At 49.8% G+C, this 21,364-nt stretch carries 16 protein-coding genes and 7 pseudogenes; 11 read left to right on the top strand and 12 right to left on the bottom strand.

What is annotated here, in order from left to right; genetic code table 11:
* Positions 1-38: 38 nt before the first annotated feature.
* The 3 genes and pseudogenes from ECL_RS26895 to ECL_RS27825 all read right to left on the bottom strand — a co-directional run.
* Positions 39-1,246 (bottom strand): IS3 family transposase gene (locus tag ECL_RS26895; protein WP_087776199.1). Its coding sequence is split into 2 segments (ribosomal slippage): positions 39-925 and positions 925-1,246, totalling 1,209 coding nucleotides; the frame shifts between segments, so codons are not numbered across the junction.
* A gap of 101 nt (positions 1,247-1,347) precedes the next feature.
* Positions 1,348-1,929 (bottom strand): annotated as a pseudogene (locus ECL_RS26890) (type VI secretion system ImpA family N-terminal domain-containing protein); the annotation flags it as partial.
* A gap of 34 nt (positions 1,930-1,963) precedes the next feature.
* Positions 1,964-2,059 (bottom strand): annotated as a pseudogene (locus ECL_RS27825) (type VI secretion system baseplate subunit TssE); the annotation flags it as partial.
* A 63-nt stretch (positions 2,060-2,122) separates the two neighbouring features.
* Between ECL_RS27825 and ECL_RS26885 the strand changes: the two are divergent.
* Positions 2,123-2,827, top strand: coding sequence for an IS6-like element IS26 family transposase (locus ECL_RS26885; RefSeq protein ID WP_001067855.1), 705 nt, complete (start codon positions 2,123-2,125; stop codon positions 2,825-2,827).
* A 52-nt stretch (positions 2,828-2,879) separates the two neighbouring features.
* A pseudogene (locus tag ECL_RS26880) lies at positions 2,880-3,935 on the top strand (transposase); the annotation flags it as partial.
* A gap of 35 nt (positions 3,936-3,970) precedes the next feature.
* Here the strand turns inward: ECL_RS26880 and ECL_RS26875 are convergent.
* The 3 genes and pseudogenes from ECL_RS26875 to ECL_RS26865 form a co-directional block, all read right to left on the bottom strand.
* Complete coding sequence (locus ECL_RS26875; RefSeq protein ID WP_001752509.1) at positions 3,971-4,471, bottom strand: non-heme ferritin-like protein; 501 nt, start codon at positions 4,469-4,471, stop codon at positions 3,971-3,973.
* A gap of 326 nt (positions 4,472-4,797) precedes the next feature.
* Positions 4,798-5,502: an IS6-like element IS26 family transposase gene (locus tag ECL_RS26870; protein ID WP_001067855.1), complete on the bottom strand. Its 705-nt coding sequence runs from the start codon at positions 5,500-5,502 to the stop codon at positions 4,798-4,800.
* A 280-nt stretch (positions 5,503-5,782) separates the two neighbouring features.
* Positions 5,783-6,163, bottom strand: a pseudogene (locus tag ECL_RS26865) (tyrosine-type recombinase/integrase); the annotation flags it as partial.
* A gap of 307 nt (positions 6,164-6,470) precedes the next feature.
* Here ECL_RS26865 and ECL_RS26860 point away from each other — a divergent pair.
* Together ECL_RS26860 and ECL_RS26855 are read left to right on the top strand one after the other, a co-directional pair.
* The gene (locus ECL_RS26860) at positions 6,471-7,493 is read left to right on the top strand and encodes an IS110 family RNA-guided transposase (RefSeq protein ID WP_001572362.1); all 1,023 of its coding nucleotides are present in this window, start codon (positions 6,471-6,473) and stop codon (positions 7,491-7,493) included.
* 425 nt (positions 7,494-7,918) lie between these two features.
* Entirely contained in the window at positions 7,919-8,032 is a 114-nt protein-coding gene (locus ECL_RS26855; protein WP_013087254.1) for a hypothetical protein, read from the top strand.
* A gap of 256 nt (positions 8,033-8,288) precedes the next feature.
* Here the strand turns inward: ECL_RS26855 and ECL_RS26850 are convergent.
* Positions 8,289-9,177: pseudogene (locus tag ECL_RS26850) on the bottom strand (IS3 family transposase); the annotation flags it as partial.
* Between ECL_RS26850 and tnpA the strand changes: the two are divergent.
* Positions 9,172-9,423: pseudogene (tnpA, locus tag ECL_RS26845) on the top strand (IS200/IS605 family transposase); the annotation flags it as partial. The pseudogenes ECL_RS26850 and tnpA sit on opposite strands and share 6 nt — an antisense overlap.
* A 79-nt stretch (positions 9,424-9,502) precedes the next feature.
* Here tnpA and ECL_RS26840 read toward each other — a convergent pair.
* Entirely contained in the window at positions 9,503-11,689 is a 2,187-nt protein-coding gene (locus ECL_RS26840) for an ABC transporter permease (RefSeq protein ID WP_158009095.1), read from the bottom strand.
* Positions 11,690-11,756: 67 nt separating this feature from the next.
* Positions 11,757-12,701, bottom strand: a complete 945-nt coding sequence (locus ECL_RS26835; protein ID WP_013087251.1) for an HlyD family secretion protein — start codon at positions 12,699-12,701, stop codon at positions 11,757-11,759.
* 198 nt (positions 12,702-12,899) lie between these two features.
* On the opposite strand from ECL_RS26835, the gene ECL_RS26830 reads away from it, so the two are divergent.
* The 3 genes from ECL_RS26830 (at position 12,900) to ECL_RS26820 (ending at position 15,715) form a co-directional block, all read left to right on the top strand.
* Positions 12,900-13,597, top strand: a protein-coding gene (locus ECL_RS26830; protein WP_223433957.1) for an IS1 family transposase whose coding sequence is annotated in 2 segments (ribosomal slippage) — positions 12,900-13,149 and positions 13,149-13,597 — 699 coding nt in all. Because the reading frame shifts where the segments join, the coding sequence is not laid out codon by codon here.
* Positions 13,598-14,019: 422 nt separating this feature from the next.
* Positions 14,020-14,592 (top strand): cytochrome b/b6 domain-containing protein, encoded by a 573-nt coding sequence (locus ECL_RS26825; RefSeq protein ID WP_001515348.1) that lies wholly within the window; start codon positions 14,020-14,022, stop codon positions 14,590-14,592.
* A 199-nt stretch (positions 14,593-14,791) separates the two neighbouring features.
* Complete coding sequence (locus ECL_RS26820) at positions 14,792-15,715, top strand: cation diffusion facilitator family transporter (RefSeq protein ID WP_000167917.1); 924 nt, start codon at positions 14,792-14,794, stop codon at positions 15,713-15,715.
* 131 nt (positions 15,716-15,846) lie between these two features.
* Here ECL_RS26820 and ECL_RS26815 read toward each other — a convergent pair whose 3' ends face one another.
* Entirely contained in the window at positions 15,847-16,551 is a 705-nt protein-coding gene (locus ECL_RS26815; protein ID WP_001067858.1) for an IS6-like element IS26 family transposase, read from the bottom strand.
* A 64-nt stretch (positions 16,552-16,615) separates the two neighbouring features.
* Positions 16,616-18,649: pseudogene (locus ECL_RS26810) on the bottom strand (Tn3 family transposase); the annotation flags it as partial.
* A gap of 307 nt (positions 18,650-18,956) precedes the next feature.
* Between ECL_RS26810 and ECL_RS26805 the strand changes: the two are divergent.
* The 3 genes from ECL_RS26805 (at position 18,957) to ECL_RS26795 (ending at position 20,106) form a co-directional block, all read left to right on the top strand.
* Positions 18,957-19,313, top strand: coding sequence for a cupin domain-containing protein (locus ECL_RS26805; RefSeq protein ID WP_003465043.1), 357 nt, complete (start codon positions 18,957-18,959; stop codon positions 19,311-19,313).
* A 254-nt stretch (positions 19,314-19,567) separates the two neighbouring features.
* Positions 19,568-19,894, top strand: a complete 327-nt coding sequence (locus ECL_RS26800) for a hypothetical protein (protein WP_003100858.1) — start codon at positions 19,568-19,570, stop codon at positions 19,892-19,894.
* Between the two features lie 35 nt (positions 19,895-19,929).
* On the top strand, positions 19,930-20,106 hold the full coding sequence (locus ECL_RS26795) for an integrase (protein ID WP_074422537.1): 177 nt from the start codon (positions 19,930-19,932) through the stop codon (positions 20,104-20,106).
* 181 nt (positions 20,107-20,287) lie between these two features.
* Here ECL_RS26795 and ECL_RS26790 read toward each other — a convergent pair whose 3' ends face one another.
* Positions 20,288-21,292, bottom strand: a complete 1,005-nt coding sequence (locus ECL_RS26790) for an IS110-like element IS4321 family transposase (protein ID WP_000427623.1) — start codon at positions 21,290-21,292, stop codon at positions 20,288-20,290.
* Positions 21,293-21,364: the final 72 nt, after the last annotated feature.

The following is a 21,364-nucleotide window of genomic DNA, read 5'->3' as shown; positions in this document are numbered from 1 at the left end:
CTGATCTTGACCCGCCATTTCCGGACAGCTTTTGTATCTTAAGTTAACGATGCCCGCTGCCGCCGGTATTCTCTCGGAGAGTGATATCCCAGCGCACTATGCGGGTGATTTTCATTGTAATGCGTGAACGCCGCTGCAAGGTTTCGCAGGGCTGTTCTCACATCCGGTTTCGGCATGAACGCGATATAGTCTTCCTTCATCGTCTTCACGAACCGTTCGGCCATGCCATTGCTCTGCGGGCTGCTCACCGCTGTTGTACATGGCTCCAGATTCAGCTCTTTGGCGAACCTCCGCGTTTCATGCGCGGTATATGCTGAACCGTTGTCCGTCAGCCACTGCACCGCTGTGTCGGGCAGCCTGTCGCCGAAGCGCTTTTCCACCGACCTCAGCATCACATCCTGCACGGTCGAACTGTCATAGCCTCCCGTGCTTGCTGCCCAGTCTATGGCCTCACGGTCGCAGCAGTCCAGCGCGAACGTTACCCGCAGTTTTTCGCCGTTGTCGCAGCCGAACTCGAAGCCATCTGAACACCAGCGCATATCGCTTTCTGCCACCGCTATCTTGCCCTTATGTTCACGCTTCGGTCGCTCTGGTTTGTGATGCAACAACAACAGGTTATGCTCGCTCATTATCCTGTAAAGCCGTTTGGCATTCACAGGTGGCTGTCCCTCTGTGCGACGTTGCTTGCGCAGGATGCCCCACACGCGTCGATAACCATAACTCGGCATATCGCTGATAATGTTGAGGATAGCCGACAGTATTTCTGCGTCTGCTTCTTCATTACGCCGGTTACAGCGCCTGTCCTGCCAGTCGGCAGAACGGTTAATCCGCAGTGACAGTTGCGCACGCGACACGCCCATGGTCCGGCTGACCATGGCTATTCCCCGTCCTTTGGCAACAAGGGCGCGTGCGCTATCCATTTTCGCGACTGACCGTACTCCACGGCTTCTTTCAGGATCTCAACTTCCATCGTCTTCTTGCCCAGAAGGCGCTGAAGCTCCCGGACCTGCTTCAGAGCAGCAGTAAGCTCAGAAGCAGGAACGACTTCCTCTCCAGCCGCAACGGCGGTGAGGCTGCCTTCCTGATATTGCTTCTTCCACTTAAACAGCAGGCTGGGCTGGATACCATGCAGGCGGGCGACATGGGAGACATTCATACCCGGCTCCATCGTCTGCTGGATAATGGCGATCTTCTCCTGAGGAGTTTTACGTTTACGGACTTCTTGCCCTAACAGGATCCCGGTCATCTCAAAATTGGTGTTAGTGTTAGACATATATTCAAGCCTATCTCTTATCTGGAGATACAGCTACTGTCTGGTGTTTCAGGGGGCTACATCATCTGCCTTTCAGCCCTAACAGGTAGTGCTACATCTGTTAGATTGCTCTCTGTCTGGCTTGAGGGGACATCGCTATTCTCCAGCCTGATAGTTGTGTTTTGCAGCATCTGACGAAGCGGCTCAAATCCGCTTGCATTGTGGAGTTCGAGCCGTTGCAAGGCTTCACCTGTTGAGCTCAAAAGCCTTATGCCCTGGTTCAGGCCTGGTAAATCCTCCTTCTGAAGGGAAAAAGTCCGGTACAGCTGCTGAAGACGTTTACTCAGGCTGCTAAGTATTTCTATTCTGGCATGTGCAGAAGCGGGCCACATTGCTGACCATTGGTAGCGTATCAGGGCATCCAGAATCGCCATACCTTCATTGAAACCCTGTATACCCGCCTGTTGTGCCCTTGCCAGGGTATACCACGCAGCTGTCTGAAGCTCGACACCATTGGTATCGAAAAGGTTTAATGCCAGTTTTTCAACATTCCCCCAATTCACATCCGGACGGGCAGGATGGGAGAGTTTGGCAAGCTCATCACGTAGCGCTGAATAATCAGGCATTGTGCGAGGATCGTTTCCGGTCTTGAGGTGGCGTTCGGTAGTGTTGGACATTGTGAAATCCGTATCGAATGAGGGTATGAGTTGATTAGATAAACTGATGATTTTCCAGATGCTGCTGTTGTTTCAAGTGCCTGATCATCACTTTACCCTCTGGCATAAACTCGGTCCCATACCGTACAAGGGCACTGTTGCAAATAGTCGGTGGTGATAAACTTATCATCCCCTTTTGCTGATGGAGCTGCACATGAACCCATTCAAAGGCCGGCATTTTCAGCGTGACATCATTCTGTGGGCCGTACGCTGGTACTGCAAATACGGCATCAGTTACCGTGAGCTGCAGGAGATGCTGGCTGAACGCGGAGTGAATGTCGATCACTCCACGATTTACCGCTGGGTTCAGCGTTATGCGCCTGAAATGGAAAAACGGCTGCGCTGGTACTGGCGTAACCCTTCCGATCTTTGCCCGTGGCACATGGATGAAACCTACGTGAAGGTCAATGGCCGCTGGGCGTATCTGTACCGGGCCGTCGACAGCCGGGGCCGCACTGTCGATTTTTATCTCTCCTCCCGTCGTAACAGCAAAGCTGCATACCGGTTTCTGGGTAAAATCCTCAACAACGTGAAGAAGTGGCAGATCCCGCGATTCATCAACACGGATAAAGCGCCCGCCTATGGTCGCGCGCTTGCTCTGCTCAAACGCGAAGGCCGGTGCCCGTCTGACGTTGAACACCGACAGATTAAGTACCGGAACAACGTGATTGAATGCGATCATGGCAAACTGAAACGGATAATCGGCGCCACGCTGGGATTTAAATCCATGAAGACGGCTTACGCCACCATCAAAGGTATTGAGGTGATGCGTGCACTACGCAAAGGCCAGGCCTCAGCATTTTATTATGGTGATCCCCTGGGCGAAATGCGCCTGGTAAGCAGAGTTTTTGAAATGTAAGGCCTTTGAATAAGACAAAAGGCTGCCTCATCGCTAACTTTGCAACAGTGCCAAACAGAATTACCTCCGGGCAGAAACGCTGGTCAGCGCCAATGCCCGCCTGGTTGATTTTCAGTCCACACTGGAGCTTGCTGGCCGCTGGGGTGGTGGCGAAGTGGCTTCAGCTGATGGCATGCGCTTTGTCACGCCGGTGAAAACCGTCAATTCAGGACCTAACAGAAAATATTTTGGTTCCGGACGTGGCATCACCTGGTACAACTTCGTCTCTGATCAGTACTCTGGATTCCACGGCATCGTTGTCCCCGGCACATTACGAGATTCCATTTTTGTGCTGGAAGGCCTTCTGGAGCAGCAGACAGGGCTGAATCCGGTTGAGATCATGACAGACACAGCCGGTACCAGCGACATTATTTTTGGCCTCTTCTGGCTGCTGGGATACCAGTTTTCCCCCCGGCTTGCCGATGCCGGTGAAGCGGTATTCTGGCGAGTGGATAAATCGGCAAATTACGGTGCACTGGACGAACTGGCACGTGGTTGTGCCGATCTGTCGAAAGCCGAGGATCAGTGGGATGAGATGATGCGAACCGCCGGTTCGCTGAAACTGGGCACCATTCATGCTTCAGAACTCATTCGCTCTTTGCTGAAAAGCTCGCGCCCATCAGGGCTGGCACAGGCGATCATGGAAGTGGGGCGCGTCAACAAGACGCTGTACCTTCTTAATTATATTGATGATGAGGATTATCGTCGGCGGATCCTGACGCAGCTAAACCGGGGGGAAGGCCGCCATGCTGTGGCGAGGGCGATCTGCTACGGGCAGCGCGGTGAGATCAGAAAGCGCTATCGTGAAGGTCAGGAAGATCAGCTGGGGGCACTGGGCCTGGTCACTAACGCAGTGGTACTGTGGAACACACTTTATATGCAGGAAGCCCTGAGCTGGATACGCAGTAATGGAGAAGAAATCGGGGTTGAAGATATCGCCCGGTTGTCCCCACTGATGCACGGGCATATCAATATGCTGGGGCATTATACGTTTACGCTACCGGAGGATATTTTGAAGGGGGAACTGAGAGAACTAAATTTCAATTTAAACAATGAATTAACTTCTTAGCGTACGTTTTCGTTCCATTGGCTCTCAAACCCCATTTAGTGATAGCGATCGATCACGCCAACCAGATAGTGGTCGGTTTGCTGCATGTTGATGCCCGCTTTTTTAGCGCTGCGGACTTCATCCAGAATGATTTGCAACAGCGTCCCGTCCACGATTTCCTCTTTTCTGTATCGCTTCAGGAAGTTAATCGCTGACTTATCGTTTGCTGCCTGGGCGTCTTCCGTCAAAGAGGTCAGCGCATTAATGCGCTTCTGGTAATCGCTTACCGTCTGCTCAAACAGATCTTCCAGCGTGGAAAATTCACCGCACCGGGCGTGTTGCTCCTGTAACACCGGCGTGGCGCCGCTCTGTTTGATGTATTCGTACATGCGCATCATTTGCGTCACCGTATTTTGCGCCTGATGACGCAAAAATAGTGCGGTGCCATTAAGGCTATTCTCGCTGCACCTCTGGCTGAGCTGAAGATACAAATTTGAGGTATAAAACTCCTGATTCATTTGCGCATTCAGTTTTTGAACTATTCCGCTAGCGATCATAGGACTTCCTTATTTCTTGTCATCTCAGAAAACGGTCACTCTTCGAAAAAACAACCAGAATAAAAGCGATTCTTTCGCTTTTTTTATTGCGCCTGGTTACGCAGTCATATTCATTTTAAGTCGGGATGCTCCTTATTTAAATATCCAACCCTACTATCGCATTTCTATCTGGCATTATTCTGTGATGGTGTTTCGATATTCACACTCCCTGTGCCAATCCTTTCTTATCGACAGTAGGAAACTTCCTCCGGCTATTCTGCTGAACACGATTAGGGGCACTGTTGCAAAGTTAGCGATGAGGCAGCCTTTTGTCTTATTCAAAGGCCTTACATTTCAAAAACTCTGCTTACCAGGCGCATTTCGCCCAGGGGATCACCATAATAAAATGCTGAGGCCTGGCCTTTGCGTAGTGCACGCATCACCTCAATACCTTTGATGGTGGCGTAAGCCGTCTTCATGGATTTAAATCCCAGCGTGGCGCCGATTATCCGTTTCAGTTTGCCATGATCGCATTCAATCACGTTGTTCCGGTACTTAATCTGTCGGTGTTCAACGTCAGACGGGCACCGGCCTTCGCGTTTGAGCAGAGCAAGCGCGCGACCATAGGCGGGCGCTTTATCCGTGTTGATGAATCGCGGGATCTGCCACTTCTTCACGTTGTTGAGGATTTTACCCAGAAACCGGTATGCAGCTTTGCTGTTACGACGGGAGGAGAGATAAAAATCGACAGTGCGGCCCCGGCTGTCGACGGCCCGGTACAGATACGCCCAGCGGCCATTGACCTTCACGTAGGTTTCATCCATGTGCCACGGGCAAAGATCGGAAGGGTTACGCCAGTACCAGCGCAGCCGTTTTTCCATTTCAGGCGCATAACGCTGAACCCAGCGGTAAATCGTGGAGTGATCGACATTCACTCCGCGTTCAGCCAGCATCTCCTGCAGCTCACGGTAACTGATGCCGTATTTGCAGTACCAGCGTACGGCCCACAGAATGATGTCACGCTGAAAATGCCGGCCTTTGAATGGGTTCATGTGCAGCTCCATCAGCAAAAGGGGATGATAAGTTTATCACCACCGACTATTTGCAACAGTGCCCACTCCGGTCACTAACACTTTGTTTTGTAATATAAAGTAAGACTTTTTACGTTACTCCTGTCCTTTAAATCTGATATCTCATTTTCCTGCTCTATCACTTTTTCGCTCCCAGGATTCAGCCAGAACTCCCTGTTTTCTAACCATGACATCCGTGTAATGTCAATCTAACCAATTGAAATTTAATACAAATAGAAAAATCGTACAGTACGTTATTTCACTAGGTGTCAGTTTGGCCCCAACTGTTACCTTTTTCACACGGTTCTTCCCCGTCCACACTCTCGTTACAACCCTTTGTTTTATCGTCACTTCCCCCCCAGGTATCCTGCCACAAGTCGATAAAAGGACTGTCATCACTTTCAGTGTATTTTTTTGTATGCCGAGCGTTACGGTGGCCAAGAAAGTCCTGAATCAGACAGGTACCCGCGCCCCGCTCTGCCAGTCCGAAACCACAAGCGTGCCTGAGCATCTTCGGATTTATTTCTATGGTCATGCCGGCCTTTTCGCCGGCCTCACGCACAATGCGATAGGCCTGCTGGCGGGACAATCCGTTGCCGCGCCGGGATAAAAATACCCGGTCAGTGTCCAGGGCGCCCTTCCAGGGGTCAGTTTGGAGATCGGAAATTTTTGTACGTTAAGCGCATTATTTAACCAATCTTGGTTCGTAAGGGGTTGATTTTGCGTCAGTGGCTATCGCTTTTAAGTTGTCGCTCTTGCAGTATCGCATTTAGGTTATCCGATTAAGGTCAAACCTCTGAAAATGCCGTATAGCGCGGGAGTACACCCTATTGCTATAGGTAAGTCTGTTCAAAAAACAGGCTTACCGAATGGAAGGGACTTCCCCTGGATATGCGCCTGATTAACTCTTGTGCAATCATGGGGTAAACATAGCCCCGGAGGGATTCGTTATGACCATCACGACTGTCGGTATCGATCTTGCTAAAAATGTGTTCGCTGTTCACTGCGTTGACCAACACGGTAAAACTGTTCTGGTTAAACCCAAAGTATCGCGTGCTGCCCTTCCTGAGCTGATTGCCAGTTTACCTCCCTGTGTTATCGGGATGGAGGCATGCTCCGGGGCTCACTACTGGGCAAGGTTGTTTCGGCAATATGGTCATGAACCACGGCTGATGGCTGCTAAATTTGTATCTCCTTACCGCATGGCCGGTAAATCAGGCAAAAATGATGCAGCTGATGCTCAGGCTATCTGTGAAGCAGTTCGTCGCCCGCATATGCGGTTTGTACCAGTGAAGGATGAGAGCCAGCAGGCGATGCAATGCCTACACCGTATCAGACAGGGTTTTATCGAAGAGAAAACAGCAACATATAACCGATTGAGAGGTTTGATATCGGAATTCGGTGTCATCGCCCCACAAAGTACAGATGCCCTGCGTCACATGGTTTCTGAGCAGAAGAGTTCTTTGCCACTTCAGGTTCAACAATGTGTTAATGACCTGCTGGAACACATTGATCGTATTGAAGATAATATTACTGAATATGACCGGATTTTGTCCCGCATGGCAAAAACAGATCACCGCAGCCAGCGATTGATGGAACTGAAAGGGATTGGTCCCACAACGGCCTGTGCGCTGGTCGCCAGTATCGGTAATGCACACGATTTTAAAAATGGGCGACAACTGGCAGCCTGGCTGGGACTAACGCCATCGCAGTACAGCAGTGGTGGGAAATCAAAGCTTGGCAGGATAACTAAAGCTGGCGATTCGTATCTGCGAACGCTACTGGTTCAGGGGGCTCGTTCGGTTCTGATTGGTGCCGAGAAAAGGACTGATTTATTCAGTCGTTGGGTCTGTTCACTGGTCGATCGCAGAGGATACTGGCGTGCCGTTGTAGCCATCGCCGCCAAAAACGCAAGGCTGTGCTGGGCATCATTGCATTACGGTGATGATTTCAGGCTGTACTCAGCCAGCTAAAGCACGAAACAAAATAACCATCTGACCTGCAATTCGTTGATGATAAAGGGTTAGACCCCGTGAGGCCTATCTGGCTATTGTACAGGATATACGTATCCGCTTAACGAACAAGAACCTCACGCGCGTCTTTCATCAGGGTCCGAATCGATGACGATTCATCATGGCCGTTTATAGTACCGCAGTCTCTCCCCTTTATTTTTACTGAAGAGCAGACAGAAACCATAAACACCGGCGTTGACACGCCGGGGAAGCCCTTATAGTACAATAATTCTCTATATCCAAACTGACCCCTGGTAGCTCCCTCGTGCGCTCTCCTGTTCCTGCCTTTCGGTTTACCGGTGTCATTCCGCTGTTATGGCCGCGTTTGTCTCATTCCACGCCTGACACTCAGTTCCAAATAGGCAGTTCGCTCCAAGCTGGACTGTATGCACGAACCCCCCGTTCAGTCCGACCGCTGCGCCTTATCCGGTAACTATCGTCTTGAGTCCAACCCGGAAAGACACGACTTAACGCCACTGGCAGCAGCCATTGGTAACTGATGATGTGCGAGAGATTTAGAGAGTACTTGAAGTGGCGGCCTGACTGCGGCTACACTGAAAGGACAGTTTTGGTGACTAGTCTCGCACAAGACAGTTACCTGGTTAAGCAGCCTGCAAGCTGGCTTAACCTTCGATAAAACCGCCCTGCAAGGCGGTTTTTTTCGTTTACAGAGCAAGAGATTACTCGTAGGTAGAGAGGATCTCAACAAGATCCTGAACCGCCCCGGTTTTCCGGGAGAGTTTTTAGTCCGCGAACTCAGGCTGCCATAGCTCCGTTTCCGATGGAAGCATAATACGCTCTTTCGGCTTCAGCCGGGGGGATGTGACCGAGCCGTTCCAGTAGTCGGCCGCTGTTGTACCAGTCCACCCACGTCAGCGTCGCCAACTCAACCTCTGCTCGGCTTTTCCAGCTCTGTCTGTGTATCACCTCCGCTTTGTACAGGCCGTTGATGCTTTCCGCCATCGCATTGTCGTAGGAGTCGCCTGAGCTGCCCGTCGAGGCCAGTAAGCCCGCGTCCTGCAGACGTTGCATGTACGCCAGCGACACGTACTGCGAGCCCTTATCCGAGTGATGGATGGTGCCGGAAGGGCGACGGGCCCACAGCGCCTGCTCCAGCGCATCCAGCACGAACGTGGTTTCCATCGATGACGACACTCGCCAACCCACGATGCCGCCGGCAAACACATCGATGATGAACGCTACATACGCGAACCCCTGCCAAGTACTCACGTACGTGAAGTCTGCTACCCACAGCTGATTGGGACGCTCTGCCACGAACTGACGGTTTACCCGGCCGCCTGCCGCAGCTTCTTTCCTGCTGACCATGGTTCGTACTTTTTTCCCGCCGCACGCCGGTAAGCCCCATGCTTTTCATCAGTCGCGCGATGGTGCATCTGACCACGCTGAAGCTTTCCCGTTGCAGCTGGTGCCAGACCTTACGAACTCCATAGACACTGTAGTTTTCGTCGTACACGCGCTGTACCTCCAGCTTCAGCTGGTCATCACGCCGGTCACGCTGACTGCGTTTTTCCGGATGCTGACGTTGGTTCTGGTACCGGTAGTATGTCGACGGGGCGATATCCAGCTCATGGCATACCGGTCCGACTCCGTGACTTACGCGGAGGGTATCGAGCAGCGGCATCATGTTCACATGTGCATCAGCATTCCACCAAAGTATTCGGTATCGACAATCGTCGGCTATCTGAAGGGGAAAAGTGCGATAGCGATAGCCCGGCAGTTCGGCAGAGGAAAAAACTTCACTGGTGAAGTTTTCTGGGCACGAGGATATTTTGTTTCAACTGTAGGCCTGGATGAAGCCACGGTCAGGGCTTACATACGCAAGCAAGAGCGAGAAGACGAACGTTACGACCAGATGAATCTGAACGTATAACAGGCGCCTTGGGCGGCTCATGGTTTGTCGGCGCCTTTGAGGCGCTCACCCTAAAGCCTCCGGCTCTGCCGGAGGATACTTACTTCTGCCAAACTAGACGATACATAGCAAGTAAAAATAATATAATTGCTAGCAAAGATATTTTTATTATTACGGGTGCCAACTCATAGATACCTGCCCCCTGAGAGTTCAGCATAGTAAACCCACTTATCATTGTACTTGATGGGAAAATCACCATCGTTTTCACAACCCATTCAGGCATATTAAATGTAGGAAACGAGGCTCCTGACGCATAAAAAATAACCATCGAGGTAGCCGATAGGATCTGCATTGGACGGTTGATGTTATCCAGAAAACTACCAATCAACATCCCCATTGAACTTACTGCCGCAGAAAAAAGAACAATCAACAAAACCTGTAAAAACATACTTCCTTCATTGGGATACCCTTGCAAATAATAAACCCAACCAAACACAAAAACCGCTCCAAAAAAACCAACCATAAACAACCCAAAAAACGTCCCGATAAACTGAGATGAATTAATTTTTGTTAAACCGATACTATTACGCAATGCAATAAGCATAGAACTGGTAAAGATAAGTGTTTGCTGAAGTATTATAATAAAAACCAGCGGCATAATAAAAGATTCGTATCCCAATGTTGGATTATATAGAGGAAGAGGAATGATGTTATTAGTAGCTTTAGATGTTAATCTATTAACATCCGTCGTAGCGTTTATTGCATTAGTCACTGCCGTTCTCAAATCGGCAGCAACAGCCATATAACCGCCTGATAGGTGCACATCGATCCCTGCGTTCTCTCCTCTGATAAGATTCTTTTTAAAATCATTATCAATAGCTATCACCGCGGAAACTTTTCTGTTTCGCAATAAAATTAATGCATCAGACAGAGAACTATCAACCTGGGTAACATCAATTTCACGTGTGGTTTGCAGATTATCGATCAGATTACGTGACAATGATGATTGATCAAAATCAACTACCGCAACGGGAAGTTTGAGGTTAATTTGTGCCTTGTAGGCGCTTGGATAAAAAACACTATAAAGAATCAATGACATAACTGCCGTTGAAAATATAGGTTGACATTTTCTTATTGATTTAACAGTACTAATAAAACTCTGTAAAACACCATCGAGTTTTACATTCTCCTGAAAGACTACCGGCTGTTGACTATAATTACGTCTTGCAAGAATAATAAAAGAAATAGTTAAAGGAATGATAATATAGAGTGACAAGATACCAAATTGGGAAAAACTCGTTGTGATATAACTGCCAAGATTGACCTGCTCTAACTGTATTCGGTAATAGTGGGTGAATGGCTGAAAATTACTCCAGAATTTAGCCCAACCATTGGCATTCAAAATAGAAAGCGTACCATCTGAGTAGGTTAACGCAGCACTAGCATATACCGTTGAGATACTTAAAGCTGTAAGTACATTTCGCGTTATTGAAATAAACATAATGGCGATAGATGCAGTAAGAAGACACAACATAAACATCGCCAGAATTAACAACCATGAATTACCTAAAATTGGCCAACCCCGCCCCACTACTTGCCAGACATTGAATATTAATCCCCAAAGAAAAATGATGGTTATATATGGTAGGCAACGGGAAGCAATCTGAACTGATAAATATATTGTTTTTTTCTTAATCCAATCGTCACAGAGATTACCTTCTTCAAAAAAACGTCCGATAGCGCAAATTACAGCGCTGCTTAGAACTATACTCAGCAACACCGGCACTGCAATTGGGGTCAAGAATCTTTCATAGCTATTTTGTGGATTGCTGATACTGATTACTTGTATATTTGGCATTGAGTTGCCCGTACCTTTATGCTCAACACCCAGTGACTTCCTGTTATTTATTGAGTTAAAGGCATCATTCACCGCTGCCTGCAAACCGATAAACGCAGCATTACCAGTTGTTCTTAACTGCCCGTTATAACGAATTACGACCTTATTATCATCCTGACGGATAGTTGATCCAGATGCACCTCGGGGGATCTCTATAAAAGCATAAATTTTCATACTCTTCATCAGGCGTTGAGCCAGGGAAATATTGTCCGTTGTTTCTATTAACTCAATACTCTTCGATGCATCAATATTTTTGATTATTTCCCGACTCAATGATGAATGATCATAATCTACCAGTGCGACAGGTATTTTCTCAGGCACACCAGAACTGAAGATAGCGATGACAAAAGTTAATAAAAACACCGGCACAATAAACAGTAAGATTTTCATGTAGCGGTCATGATAGATGAAATTAATTTCATCTATCAATGAAGCTGAAAAGTCTGATAAAGTATTATTAGTCATTATCAAAAGGCCAATCAAAAATAACAGACATCCCCGGGCGCATTCCTTCTATTTTATTCATCGGATGTAACCGTACTTCAAATGTTCTGACGTCATAACCGCTTGACTGACGAGTCGCTCTCCATGTGGCAAAATTTCCTTTGGGGTTAATAAAAAAAACACGGAATTTAACATTTTTATATTTCAATGCAGGAATCGCCCCTTCAATCACATCACCTATTTTTAATGCGTTAAAACGGTCTTCCCGTAAATTAATAGTTACCCAAAGATTATTTAAATCAATCATGCTGAATATAGGTGAGCCAGCAGAAACAAGTTCTCCCGGATTAGCAAAGCGCTTGGCAATTTCTCCATCATTTTTTGAATGAACACTCAGCTCTCTGACCAAGGAATCCGCAGACTCAAAAGCCGCCTTGGCTGAATTTACATTAGCATCAGCAATGCGAATATCCTCTGCCCTGTTACCCCGTTTGACTTGCATATATTGCTCATAGGCAGCATTAGTTTTCTGCCTAGAAATCTTATATCTCGCAATGGCATCATCACGTTCTTGGGCAGAAACAGCCTTACTACCATCATAGAGTTTTACTACTCGATCCGTGGATAACTTTATGTTTTTTTCATCTGCTTGAGCACTTATCCAGTTAGCTTTTAATGACTCAATATACTCTGTACGCTCTCCGTTATATGCCTTTTCCTGACTAGCTACAGCCGCAGCTAATGCTTCCTTTGCTTGCAGGGAATTCTCAGTAATTTGCCTGTCATACAAACTGACTAAAGCCTGCCCGTTACGGATGCTGTCTCCTTCTCTGACATGCAAGCTATCAACTCTTGCTGTAACCTTACTGGTTATATTAATTTCATCTGTATCAACAATGCCTTCTAATATCTCCGGCCCTGAGGAGTGAGATAAAATAAACCCGGCAGATAACACCATTATTATAACAATAAGTATGGCTATCTTAATTTTTTATTTTTTATCGTCATGCTATTTTCATCCTCAAGCTCCGTCTATCTCCTTTAGCTTTCTACCATTTTAACAACATTTACAGTTATTTCATCTTATTCTTTCAATGAAATGGTAATGGTGCCAACTTACTGATTTAGTGTATGATGGTGTTTTTGAGGTGCTCCAGTGGCTTCTGTTTCTATCAGCTGTCCCTCCTGTTCAGCTACTGAAGGCGTGGTGCGTAACGGTAAAAGTACTGCCGGACATCAGCGCTATCTCTGCTCTCACTGCCGTAAAACATGGCAGCTACAGTTCACTTACACCGCTTCTCAACCCGGTACGCATCAGAAAATCATTGATATGGCCATGAATGGCGTCGGATGTCGCGCCAGTGCACGCATTATGGGCGTTGGCCTCAACACGATTTTACGTCACTTAAAAAACTCAGACCGCAGTCGGTAACCTCACGCATACAACCGGGCAGTGACGTCATTGTTTGCGCGGAAATGGACGAACAGTGGGGTTATGTCGGCGCTAAATCACGCCAGCGCTGGTTGTTTTACGCGTATGACAGGATACGGAGGACGGTTGTGGCGCACGTATTCGGTGAACGCACGTTGTCCACGCTGGAGCGTCTTCTGGGCCTGCTGTCGGCCTTTGAGGTCGTGGTATGGATGACGGATGGCTGGCCGCTTTATGAATCACGCCTGAAGGGAGAACTGCACGTTATCAGCAAGCGATATACGCAGCGCATTGAGCGGCATAACCTGAATCTGAGGCAACATCTGGCAAGGCTGGGCAGGAAGTCACTGTCGTTCTCAAAATCGGTGGAGCTGCATGACAAAGTCATCGGGCATTATCTGAACATAAAACACTATCAGTAAGTTGGAGTCATTACCGAATTATCTAAAGGAAGATCGTATTTACCATGTCTCATTCTAACTGTTTAATAAATTACAAAAATTAAAATTTCCATTTAATATCATCGCGTTAAGCAAGAGAATTAAACCTCTCATTTAATTTATGATTCTTATTTAATTCATGAGTTGGTGTAAAAATAGGTTGCCGCACTATAGAAAGACACATATTTAAACCCAGCAGGAAATCATATTTGAAAGTAATGTGTTTAAGGGGCTGCGTAACAAGAACAGCAAGTAAACACATAGTAATAACAGTTACCATTCCCATTTCGCAAGTGGCCATATCAGAGGTGAACTAATGCCTGCTGCAATTTTAAGAATTAAGGTTATCCTAATAATTCTTTTGTATGATTAAGATCATCGATAAATTTACTAAGGACTCATTAATGAAATTGCGACTCTGGAATCTATTACCCCATGATTACGCTCCTTTTTTTCGTATTCTTCACATCATTGTGGCATTTCTAATATTATCACAAATTATTAACTCTAATCTGACAGAGACCGAAGCAATTGGTGAACATAGTCTTGAAGGAGTTATAACCTGGATGCACATTATTTCAGGGTTAGGACTGATTATTTGTGGTTTTATTATGTTAAGTTGGATGCTTACTCAAAGAGGTTTTACTTATTATTTTTCATGGGTAGGGCTTGACTTTAGTGGTATTAAGCAAGATATAAAAACGTTGACTAGTTTCCGACTGCCCGATGCACATTCGGGAGGTATTGCCAGTACAATCCAAGGATTTGGAGTTCTAGCATTGCTAATTGTAGCACTTTCAGGTGGCCTATGGTTCTTGTTGAATACCATGCAGTCAAATCTGGCTGAAACAGTAATCCACTGGCATAAGTTCTTTACTACTTTCATTGAGGTCTATTTTTATGCACATGGTGCAATGGGAGTTTTGCATATTTTAATTGAAAAATATAAAAGCCGCTCAGTTAACCTAAGTGACTAATCTGTTGTGAGATAATATTACTTCAAGTTGAAGAAAACCCTAAAAATAAAATTTAGTTTACTAGAAGATGAAACAGCACTTGCAGAGACTTTTTAATTAAATTTAATAAAAACGAAAAAATATTCATGGCGAAATGATTGTTTAATTATCTATCATGGATAGAAATGTGAGTTAGTCGTCCTATTTTAGGAAGTTAATAATGACTAAAACAAAAGGGTTACCTCGTCCGCTGACGCACTACGCTTGGCTTTCCATTGCCACGGCTATTGCCACTATCGGACTCAAAGGTGTGGCGTGGAAAATGACCGGTTCGGTCGGTCTGCTATCTGATGCCATCGAATCCGTAGTTAACCTCGCAGGAGCCCTAATGGCGCTCTGGATGCTGACCTTGGCTGCGCTTCCGGCCGATGAGAACCATGCATATGGGCACGGCAAAGCCGAATATTTCTCGAGTGCTTTCGAAGGATTTCTGATCCTATTGGCGGCAGCCAGTATCGCCTATACCGCAGTTGAGCGGATGTTAACTCCACAGCCGCTTGAGGAGATTGGTCTCGGATTACTGGTTTCAACAGTCGCATCAATCCTTAATTTTGTGACGGCTCGCATTTTGTTAAGGGCTGGCAGGCAGCACAACTCTATCACTCTTGAGGCAGATGCTCATCACCTGCTGACCGATGTCTGGACGTCGGTCGGTGTCATTTTTGGTGTCGGACTGGTTTATCTGACCGGCTGGTTTTGGGTCGATCCGATCGTTGCATTGCTGGTCGCAGCCAACATCGTTTGGACTGGTTATCAGCTTATGAGTCGTTCAGCTGCAGGTCTGATGGACGTATCGCTACCCACGGAAGAACTCAAAAAAATCGAGTCACTGCTGGCAGGATATCGTGAACAGGGGCTTGATTTCCATGCACTACGTACACGCCAGGCTGGCGGGCGGGCGTTTATGACAATGCACATCCTAGTTCCTGGGCGATGGACTGTTCAATATGGGCACGACTGGGCCGAGCGTATAGAGAATGATATCCGCACCGCACTGCCTTTTATCCATATCACCACTCATGTGGAACCGTTGGAAGATCCCGCGTCAATGAACGACCAAACGCTCGACATTTCTGATCACTAAACTAACCACATGTCGCTGGTCGGGCAGGGTAACAAACCTCGCTCTACAAAAATTTCAGGTATTCTCTATAATTCTGAGGGGCACTGTTGCAAAGTTAGCGATGAGGCAGCCTTTTGTCTTATTCAAAGGCCTTACATTTCAAAAACTCTGCTTACCAGGCGCATTTCGCCCAGGGGATCACCATAATAAAATGCTGAGGCCTGGCCTTTGCGTAGTGCACGCATCACCTCAATACCTTTGATGGTGGCGTAAGCCGTCTTCATGGATTTAAATCCCAGCGTGGCGTTGATTATCCGTTTCAGTTTGCCATGATCGCATTCAATCACGTTGTTCCGGTACTTAATCTGTCGGTGTTCAACGTCAGACGGGCACCGGCCTTCGCGTTTGAGCAGAGCAAGCGCGCGACCATAGGCGGGCGCTTTATCCGTGTTGATGAATCGTGGGATCTGCCACTTCTTCACGTTGTTGAGGATTTTACCCAGAAACCGGTATGCAGCTTTGCTGTTACGACGGGAGGAGAGATAAAAATCGACAGTGCGGCCCCGGCTGTCGACGGCCCGGTACAGATACGCCCAGCGGCCATTGACCTTCACGTAGGTTTCATCCATGTGCCACGGGCAAAGATCGGAAGGGTTACGCCAGTACCAGCGCAGCCGTTTTTCCATTTCAGGCGCATAACGCTGAACCCAGCGGTAAATCGTGGAGTGATCGACATTCACTCCGCGTTCAGCCAGCATCTCCTGCAGCTCACGGTAACTGATGCCGTATTTGCAGTACCAGCGTACGGCCCACAGAATGATGTCACGCTGAAAATGCCGGCCTTTGAATGGGTTCATGTGCAGCTCCATCAGCAAAAGGGGATGATAAGTTTATCACCACCGACTATTTGCAACAGTGCCCGTAGGTCGAGTCGCGCACGCCGACGTTCACGACCTTGGTGTGGAACGGCGCGTACTGGTCGGAGATATGGGTGTAGAACGTCCGCCCTGGGCTGCTGCCGTATTTCGGATTGATGTGGCCGGTGCTCTCGGCCTTGCTGCCGGTGCGGAAGTTCTGGCCGTCCGACGATGACGTGGTGCCGTCGCCCCAATGCTCGGCGAAGGGATGTCGGAACTGCGCGTTGACCAGCTCGGCCAGTGCCGCCCCGTAGGTTTCGTCGCGGATGTGCCAGGCTTGCAGCCAGGCCAGCTTGGCGTAGGTCGTGCCGGGGCACGATTCCGCCATCTTGGTCAGGCCCAGGTTGATCGCGTCGGCGAGGATCGTGGTCAGCAACAGGTTTTTGTCCTTGGCCAGGTCGCCTGACTTCAGGTGGGCGAAGTGCCGGGTGAAGCCCGTCCATTCGTCTACCTCCAGCAGCAATTCGGTGATCTTGACGTGCGGTAGGATCATCGCCGTCTGGTCGATCAGGGCCTGTGCGGTATCGGGCACCGCCGCATCGAGCGGCGTGATCTTCAGGCCCGACTCCGTGATGATGGCGTCCGGCAGCTCGTTGGCCAGCGCCATGCGGTTGACGGTGGCGAGCTGCGTTTCCAGCAGCGTCAGCCGGTCATGCAGGTACTGGTCGCAATCGGTGGCCACGGCCAGCGGCAATTCGCTGGCCTGCTTGAGGCTGGCGAATTTCGCGGGCGGCACCAGGTAGTCCTCGAAGTCCTTGAACTGGCGCGAGCCTTGCACCCAGATGTCGCCGGAGCGCAGCGCGTTCTTCAGCTCCGACAGCGCGCACAGTTCGTAGTAGCGCCGGTCGATGCCGGTGTCGGTCATCACCAGCTTCTGCCAGCGCGGCTTGATGAACTCGGTCGGCGCGTCGGTGGGCACCTTGCGGGCGTTGTCGCTGTTCATGCTGCGCAGCACCTCGATGGCGTCGAGTACGTCCTTGGCGGCGGGCGCGGCCCGCAACTTGAGCACGTCGAGAAATTCCGGCGCGTAGCGGCGCAGCGTGGCGTAGCTCTCGCCGATGCGGTGCAGGAAATCGAAGTCCTCGGGTTGCGCGAGCCGCTGCGCTTCGGTGACGCTCTCGGCGAAAGCATCCCAGGACATGACGGCCTCGATGGCGGCGAACGGATCGCGGCCCGCTTGCTTGGCCTCGATCAGCGCCTGGCCGATGCGCCCGAACAGCCGCACCTTGGCATTGATCGCCTTGCCGGATGCCTGGAACTGCTGCTGATGCTTGTTCTTGGCGGCATTGAACAGCTTGCCCAGGATGCGGTCATGCAGGTCGATGATTTCGTCGGTGACGGTGGCCATGCCCTCGATGGCGAGCGCCACCAGGGTCGCGTAACGCCGCTGCGGCTCGAACTTCGCCAGGTCGGCGGGCGTCATCTGGCCGCCCTCGCGGGCGATCTTGAGCAGATCGTCGAGGCGACGGCGATGCACGTCCGTCAGCGGCTCAGCCAAGGCGTCGTAGAGACGCCGGTTGGCGCGGGTAATCGCTTCGGCGCTCGCCCGCTCGACGGCGTTGAGGGCGGGCACAATGACCGACTGCCGCCGCAGGTGCTCGATCAAGGCTCTGGCCAGCACGATGCCCTTGTCGGTTTGCATGGCCAGCTCGGTCAGCAACTGGACAGCCTGCCGGTAGTGGCCAATCGTGAACGGCTGGAAGCCGAACACCGTTTGCAGCTCGACCAGGTGCTCGCGTCGGGTCTGCTCACGCTGCCCGTACTCGTCCCAGCTTTCGATGCCGACCTTGAGCTGGTTGGCGACCAGTCTCAGCAATGGCGGGAACGGTGGCTCATCAGCGCCAAGGATGACGCCGGGAAAGCGCAGGTAGCAGAGCTGCACCGCGAAGCCCAGCCGATTGGCCGGGCCGCGCCGCTGCCGGATGATGGAGAGGTCGCTTTCGCTGAACGTGTAGTGACGGATCAACTCATCCTTGGTGTCCGGCAACGCCAGCAGGCTTTCGCGCTCGGCGGCGGAGAGGATCGAACGGCGGGGCATGCGGTTTCCTTCTTCTTGAAAACGTAGGTTTGTGACAAGCCCGCCAAGGCAACCGGCGCGGCACGGGAATCAAGGCATTGCGATTCTCGAAAATAGTTCTTGAAATTCTATTCTTGATTGCATATCATCTCAACGAGTTTCGATAAGAAAGGATGCGCATGCGACCGTCTGGTTCGCTGGTGGGCAAGGAGGCAGCAGCCGACACGCTCATCGGCAACTGCACGACCGCACGACCAGCCTCCCGTTCAAATTCGAGTTAGAACTCATATCCAGCCTGTCTGGGGGCACTGTGAAAGAGGGATCTCCGATGACTGTTGAATCGAGAATATTTTCTGTAGCCGAGTATGTTCAGCCGTCCGAAGGCGAGCCTATTCGTTCCGTTGTGCTTGAAACCCGAGACTCAATTATCGTGGTTTGGCATGTCCATCCCGGGCAGGAAATTGCGGCTCACATTCATCCTCACGGCCAAGACACGTGGACTGTTTTGTCGGGAATGGCTGATTACTTTCAGGGCAATGGGATTGTTCGTGCCCTCAGGGAAGGTGAGATAGCCGTGGCAAGACCGGGCCAAGTGCACGGGGCGCGAAATACAGGTACCGAGCCATTTGTGTTCGTCTCGGTTGTGGCATCAGCCAATGCCGGTTTCGTATTGGCTGAGCGATAGAGCCCAATCTCTGGAGTTGGTCCAATGAGCGGTCGGGGAGATAGGTAACAGACATGCAGCGGACACGGCTGCTAAACCAGGTCGCAAACCTCCTTGCGTCGCAGCGTGCCGCAAGCGACGCGATCAATCGAATGGGGTCGGCATGAGACTGAACACCATCCAGTTCCCGACCGCGTAGCCGCCTGTCCTGCCGATCAGGTCTTGACCATCGACGCCTGGGATCAGTCCTGAATGTTCTTGGAGACCACTACGTTATGAGCCGCAGCCGCCGCAAAACACCCATCGTCGGGCACACGACCTGCGGCAGCGAGCGCGAGGACAAGAAGCTCTGGCATCAGCGCTGGCGCACCCGTGAGCGCACGGCGCTGACCAGCGCGTCGCCCGAAGCCCTGAGCGCCCATCTGCCCCTGCTGGAAAACCAGGCCAGCAGCGTCTGGTCGATGGGCAAGGATGGCCGCTCCTACTGGCCCGTCAAGCGCCAGGCCGCCACGGCGGATCGCATCGCCAATCACAAGGGACGCAACCCGCAAGAACGCGCCTCCCTGAAAAAGCGCCTGCTGCGCAAGTGGATGAGCAAATGAAGCTCTCCTTCCATCAGCACATTGCGCTGTTCTGGATGATCGGTGCTCCGGGTGTCACTTTCAGAAGGCGACAGCACGAAATATCAAAAGTCGACCGCACGGTCTTTTCTGACGTTGGAGTCGCCTCAGAAAACGGAATCTATGGTCACTCCCGTTTTTGCAACACCGATTTTGACGACAAGTTGGCTTGCTTGAATCTATCCGGCGTCTGAATGGGATTTTATTCCCGCGCCTTGATGAGTTCCGCGCCTGATGAACCTCCAGAAAATATACGGCTTCAATGAGCCTTTCCGTTTTACAGGTTCCTCAACAGGCCGGTGGGCCGTTAGTATCATCAATATCAGTATTCGCAAAACCAGATCAGTAATTCTTTAAACCGGTGTATTTCTGCCGTTATGCTACATAAGTTTGCTGTCGTGCCGTTAGGGCCCAGGCTATTCTGGCCAGCTTGTTTGCCAGAGCACAAGTGACGACAAAGTTGCTTTTCCGGCACAGTAAATCCCTGACCCAATCGGCCAATTTGCCAGACTGGTGTTCCAGTTTTTGTATGAATACCCTGGCACATTGAACCAACAAAGTTCGGATCTTTTTATTACCTCGCTTACTAATTCCCAGCAATGTCGTCCTACCTCCCGTGCTGTACTGCCGAGGTACAAGCCCTGTTGCCGCCGCAAAGTCACGGCTGCTGGCGTACTGCTTCCCGTCGCCAATCTCAGTTGAAATAGTACTCGCTGTCAGTGTTCCGACGCAGGGAATGCTCAGCAAGCGCTGTCCAACCTCATCTTCGTCCAACTTTCGTTTCAACTGGGATTCCAAATCTTTAATCTGCTCCACAAGATAGTGATAATGCTGTTGTAATTTCAGCAATAACTGGCTGAGGTAAAGAGGCAAACTATTATCCTCAAGAATGGTACTCAGTCGGCTAATAACGGCAGCTCCTCGGGGAACGCTAATGCCAAATTCCAGCAGAAAAGCATGCATTTGATTGGTTGTTTTTACCTTATCCTGAACCAGGGATTCACGGACACGATGCAGAGCCCGCATTGCCTGCTGAGATTCCGTTCTGGGCTGCACAAAACGCATAGACGGACGCGATGCAGCTTCACAAATAGCTTCGGCGTCGACAAAGTCGTTTTTATTGCTTTTAACGAACGGGCGGACAAATTGTGGTGATATCAGCTTTGGGGAATGCCCCAACTCTTCCAACTTGCGTGCCATAAAGTGAGAACCGCCACAGGCTTCCATTGCGATGGTTGTAGCGGGGCATGTCGCCAAAAATTCGATCAACTTTGGCCGGGTAAATTTTTTACGGTAAACAGCCTTCCCGCGACGATCCTGGCAATGAATATGGAAAGAGTTTTTACCCAGATCGATACCAATGAGCGCAATGTTTTCCATGATAGTTCTCCGAATGAAAGCCTGTCCTCAGCATAGTACCGGGAAGGAGGGAGTGACCATCTCATTAAATAA

The organism is Enterobacter cloacae subsp. cloacae ATCC 13047 (genome assembly GCF_000025565.1).
Taxonomy (GTDB): Bacteria; Pseudomonadota; Gammaproteobacteria; order Enterobacterales; family Enterobacteriaceae; genus Enterobacter; species Enterobacter cloacae.
Note: the sequence above shows the minus strand (reverse complement) of the source record. Positions and strands in the feature narration are given on the sequence as shown.

Excerpts from the sequence above, each read along its gene's own strand:
- ECL_RS26790 (WP_000427623.1), bottom strand. The coding sequence starts at position 21,292 with ATGGAAAACATTGCGCTCATTGGTATCGATCTGGGTAAAAACTCTTTC.
- ECL_RS26835 (WP_013087251.1), bottom strand. The coding sequence starts at position 12,701 with ATGGTGTTATCTGCCGGGTTTATTTTATCTCACTCCTCAGGGCCGGAG.
- ECL_RS26805 (WP_003465043.1), top strand. The coding sequence starts at position 18,957 with ATGACTGTTGAATCGAGAATATTTTCTGTAGCCGAGTATGTTCAGCCG.
- ECL_RS26860 (WP_001572362.1), top strand. The coding sequence starts at position 6,471 with ATGACCATCACGACTGTCGGTATCGATCTTGCTAAAAATGTGTTCGCT.
- ECL_RS26815 (WP_001067858.1), bottom strand. The coding sequence starts at position 16,551 with ATGAACCCATTCAAAGGCCGGCATTTTCAGCGTGACATCATTCTGTGG.
- ECL_RS26820 (WP_000167917.1), top strand. The coding sequence starts at position 14,792 with ATGACTAAAACAAAAGGGTTACCTCGTCCGCTGACGCACTACGCTTGG.
- ECL_RS26840 (WP_158009095.1), bottom strand. The coding sequence starts at position 11,689 with ATGAAAATCTTACTGTTTATTGTGCCGGTGTTTTTATTAACTTTTGTC.
- ECL_RS26855 (WP_013087254.1), top strand. The coding sequence starts at position 7,919 with ATGCACGAACCCCCCGTTCAGTCCGACCGCTGCGCCTTATCCGGTAAC.
- ECL_RS26870 (WP_001067855.1), bottom strand. The coding sequence starts at position 5,502 with ATGAACCCATTCAAAGGCCGGCATTTTCAGCGTGACATCATTCTGTGG.
- ECL_RS26795 (WP_074422537.1), top strand. The coding sequence starts at position 19,930 with ATGATCGGTGCTCCGGGTGTCACTTTCAGAAGGCGACAGCACGAAATA.
- ECL_RS26825 (WP_001515348.1), top strand. The coding sequence starts at position 14,020 with ATGAAATTGCGACTCTGGAATCTATTACCCCATGATTACGCTCCTTTT.
- ECL_RS26885 (WP_001067855.1), top strand. The coding sequence starts at position 2,123 with ATGAACCCATTCAAAGGCCGGCATTTTCAGCGTGACATCATTCTGTGG.
- ECL_RS26875 (WP_001752509.1), bottom strand. The coding sequence starts at position 4,471 with ATGATCGCTAGCGGAATAGTTCAAAAACTGAATGCGCAAATGAATCAG.
- ECL_RS26800 (WP_003100858.1), top strand. The coding sequence starts at position 19,568 with ATGAGCCGCAGCCGCCGCAAAACACCCATCGTCGGGCACACGACCTGC.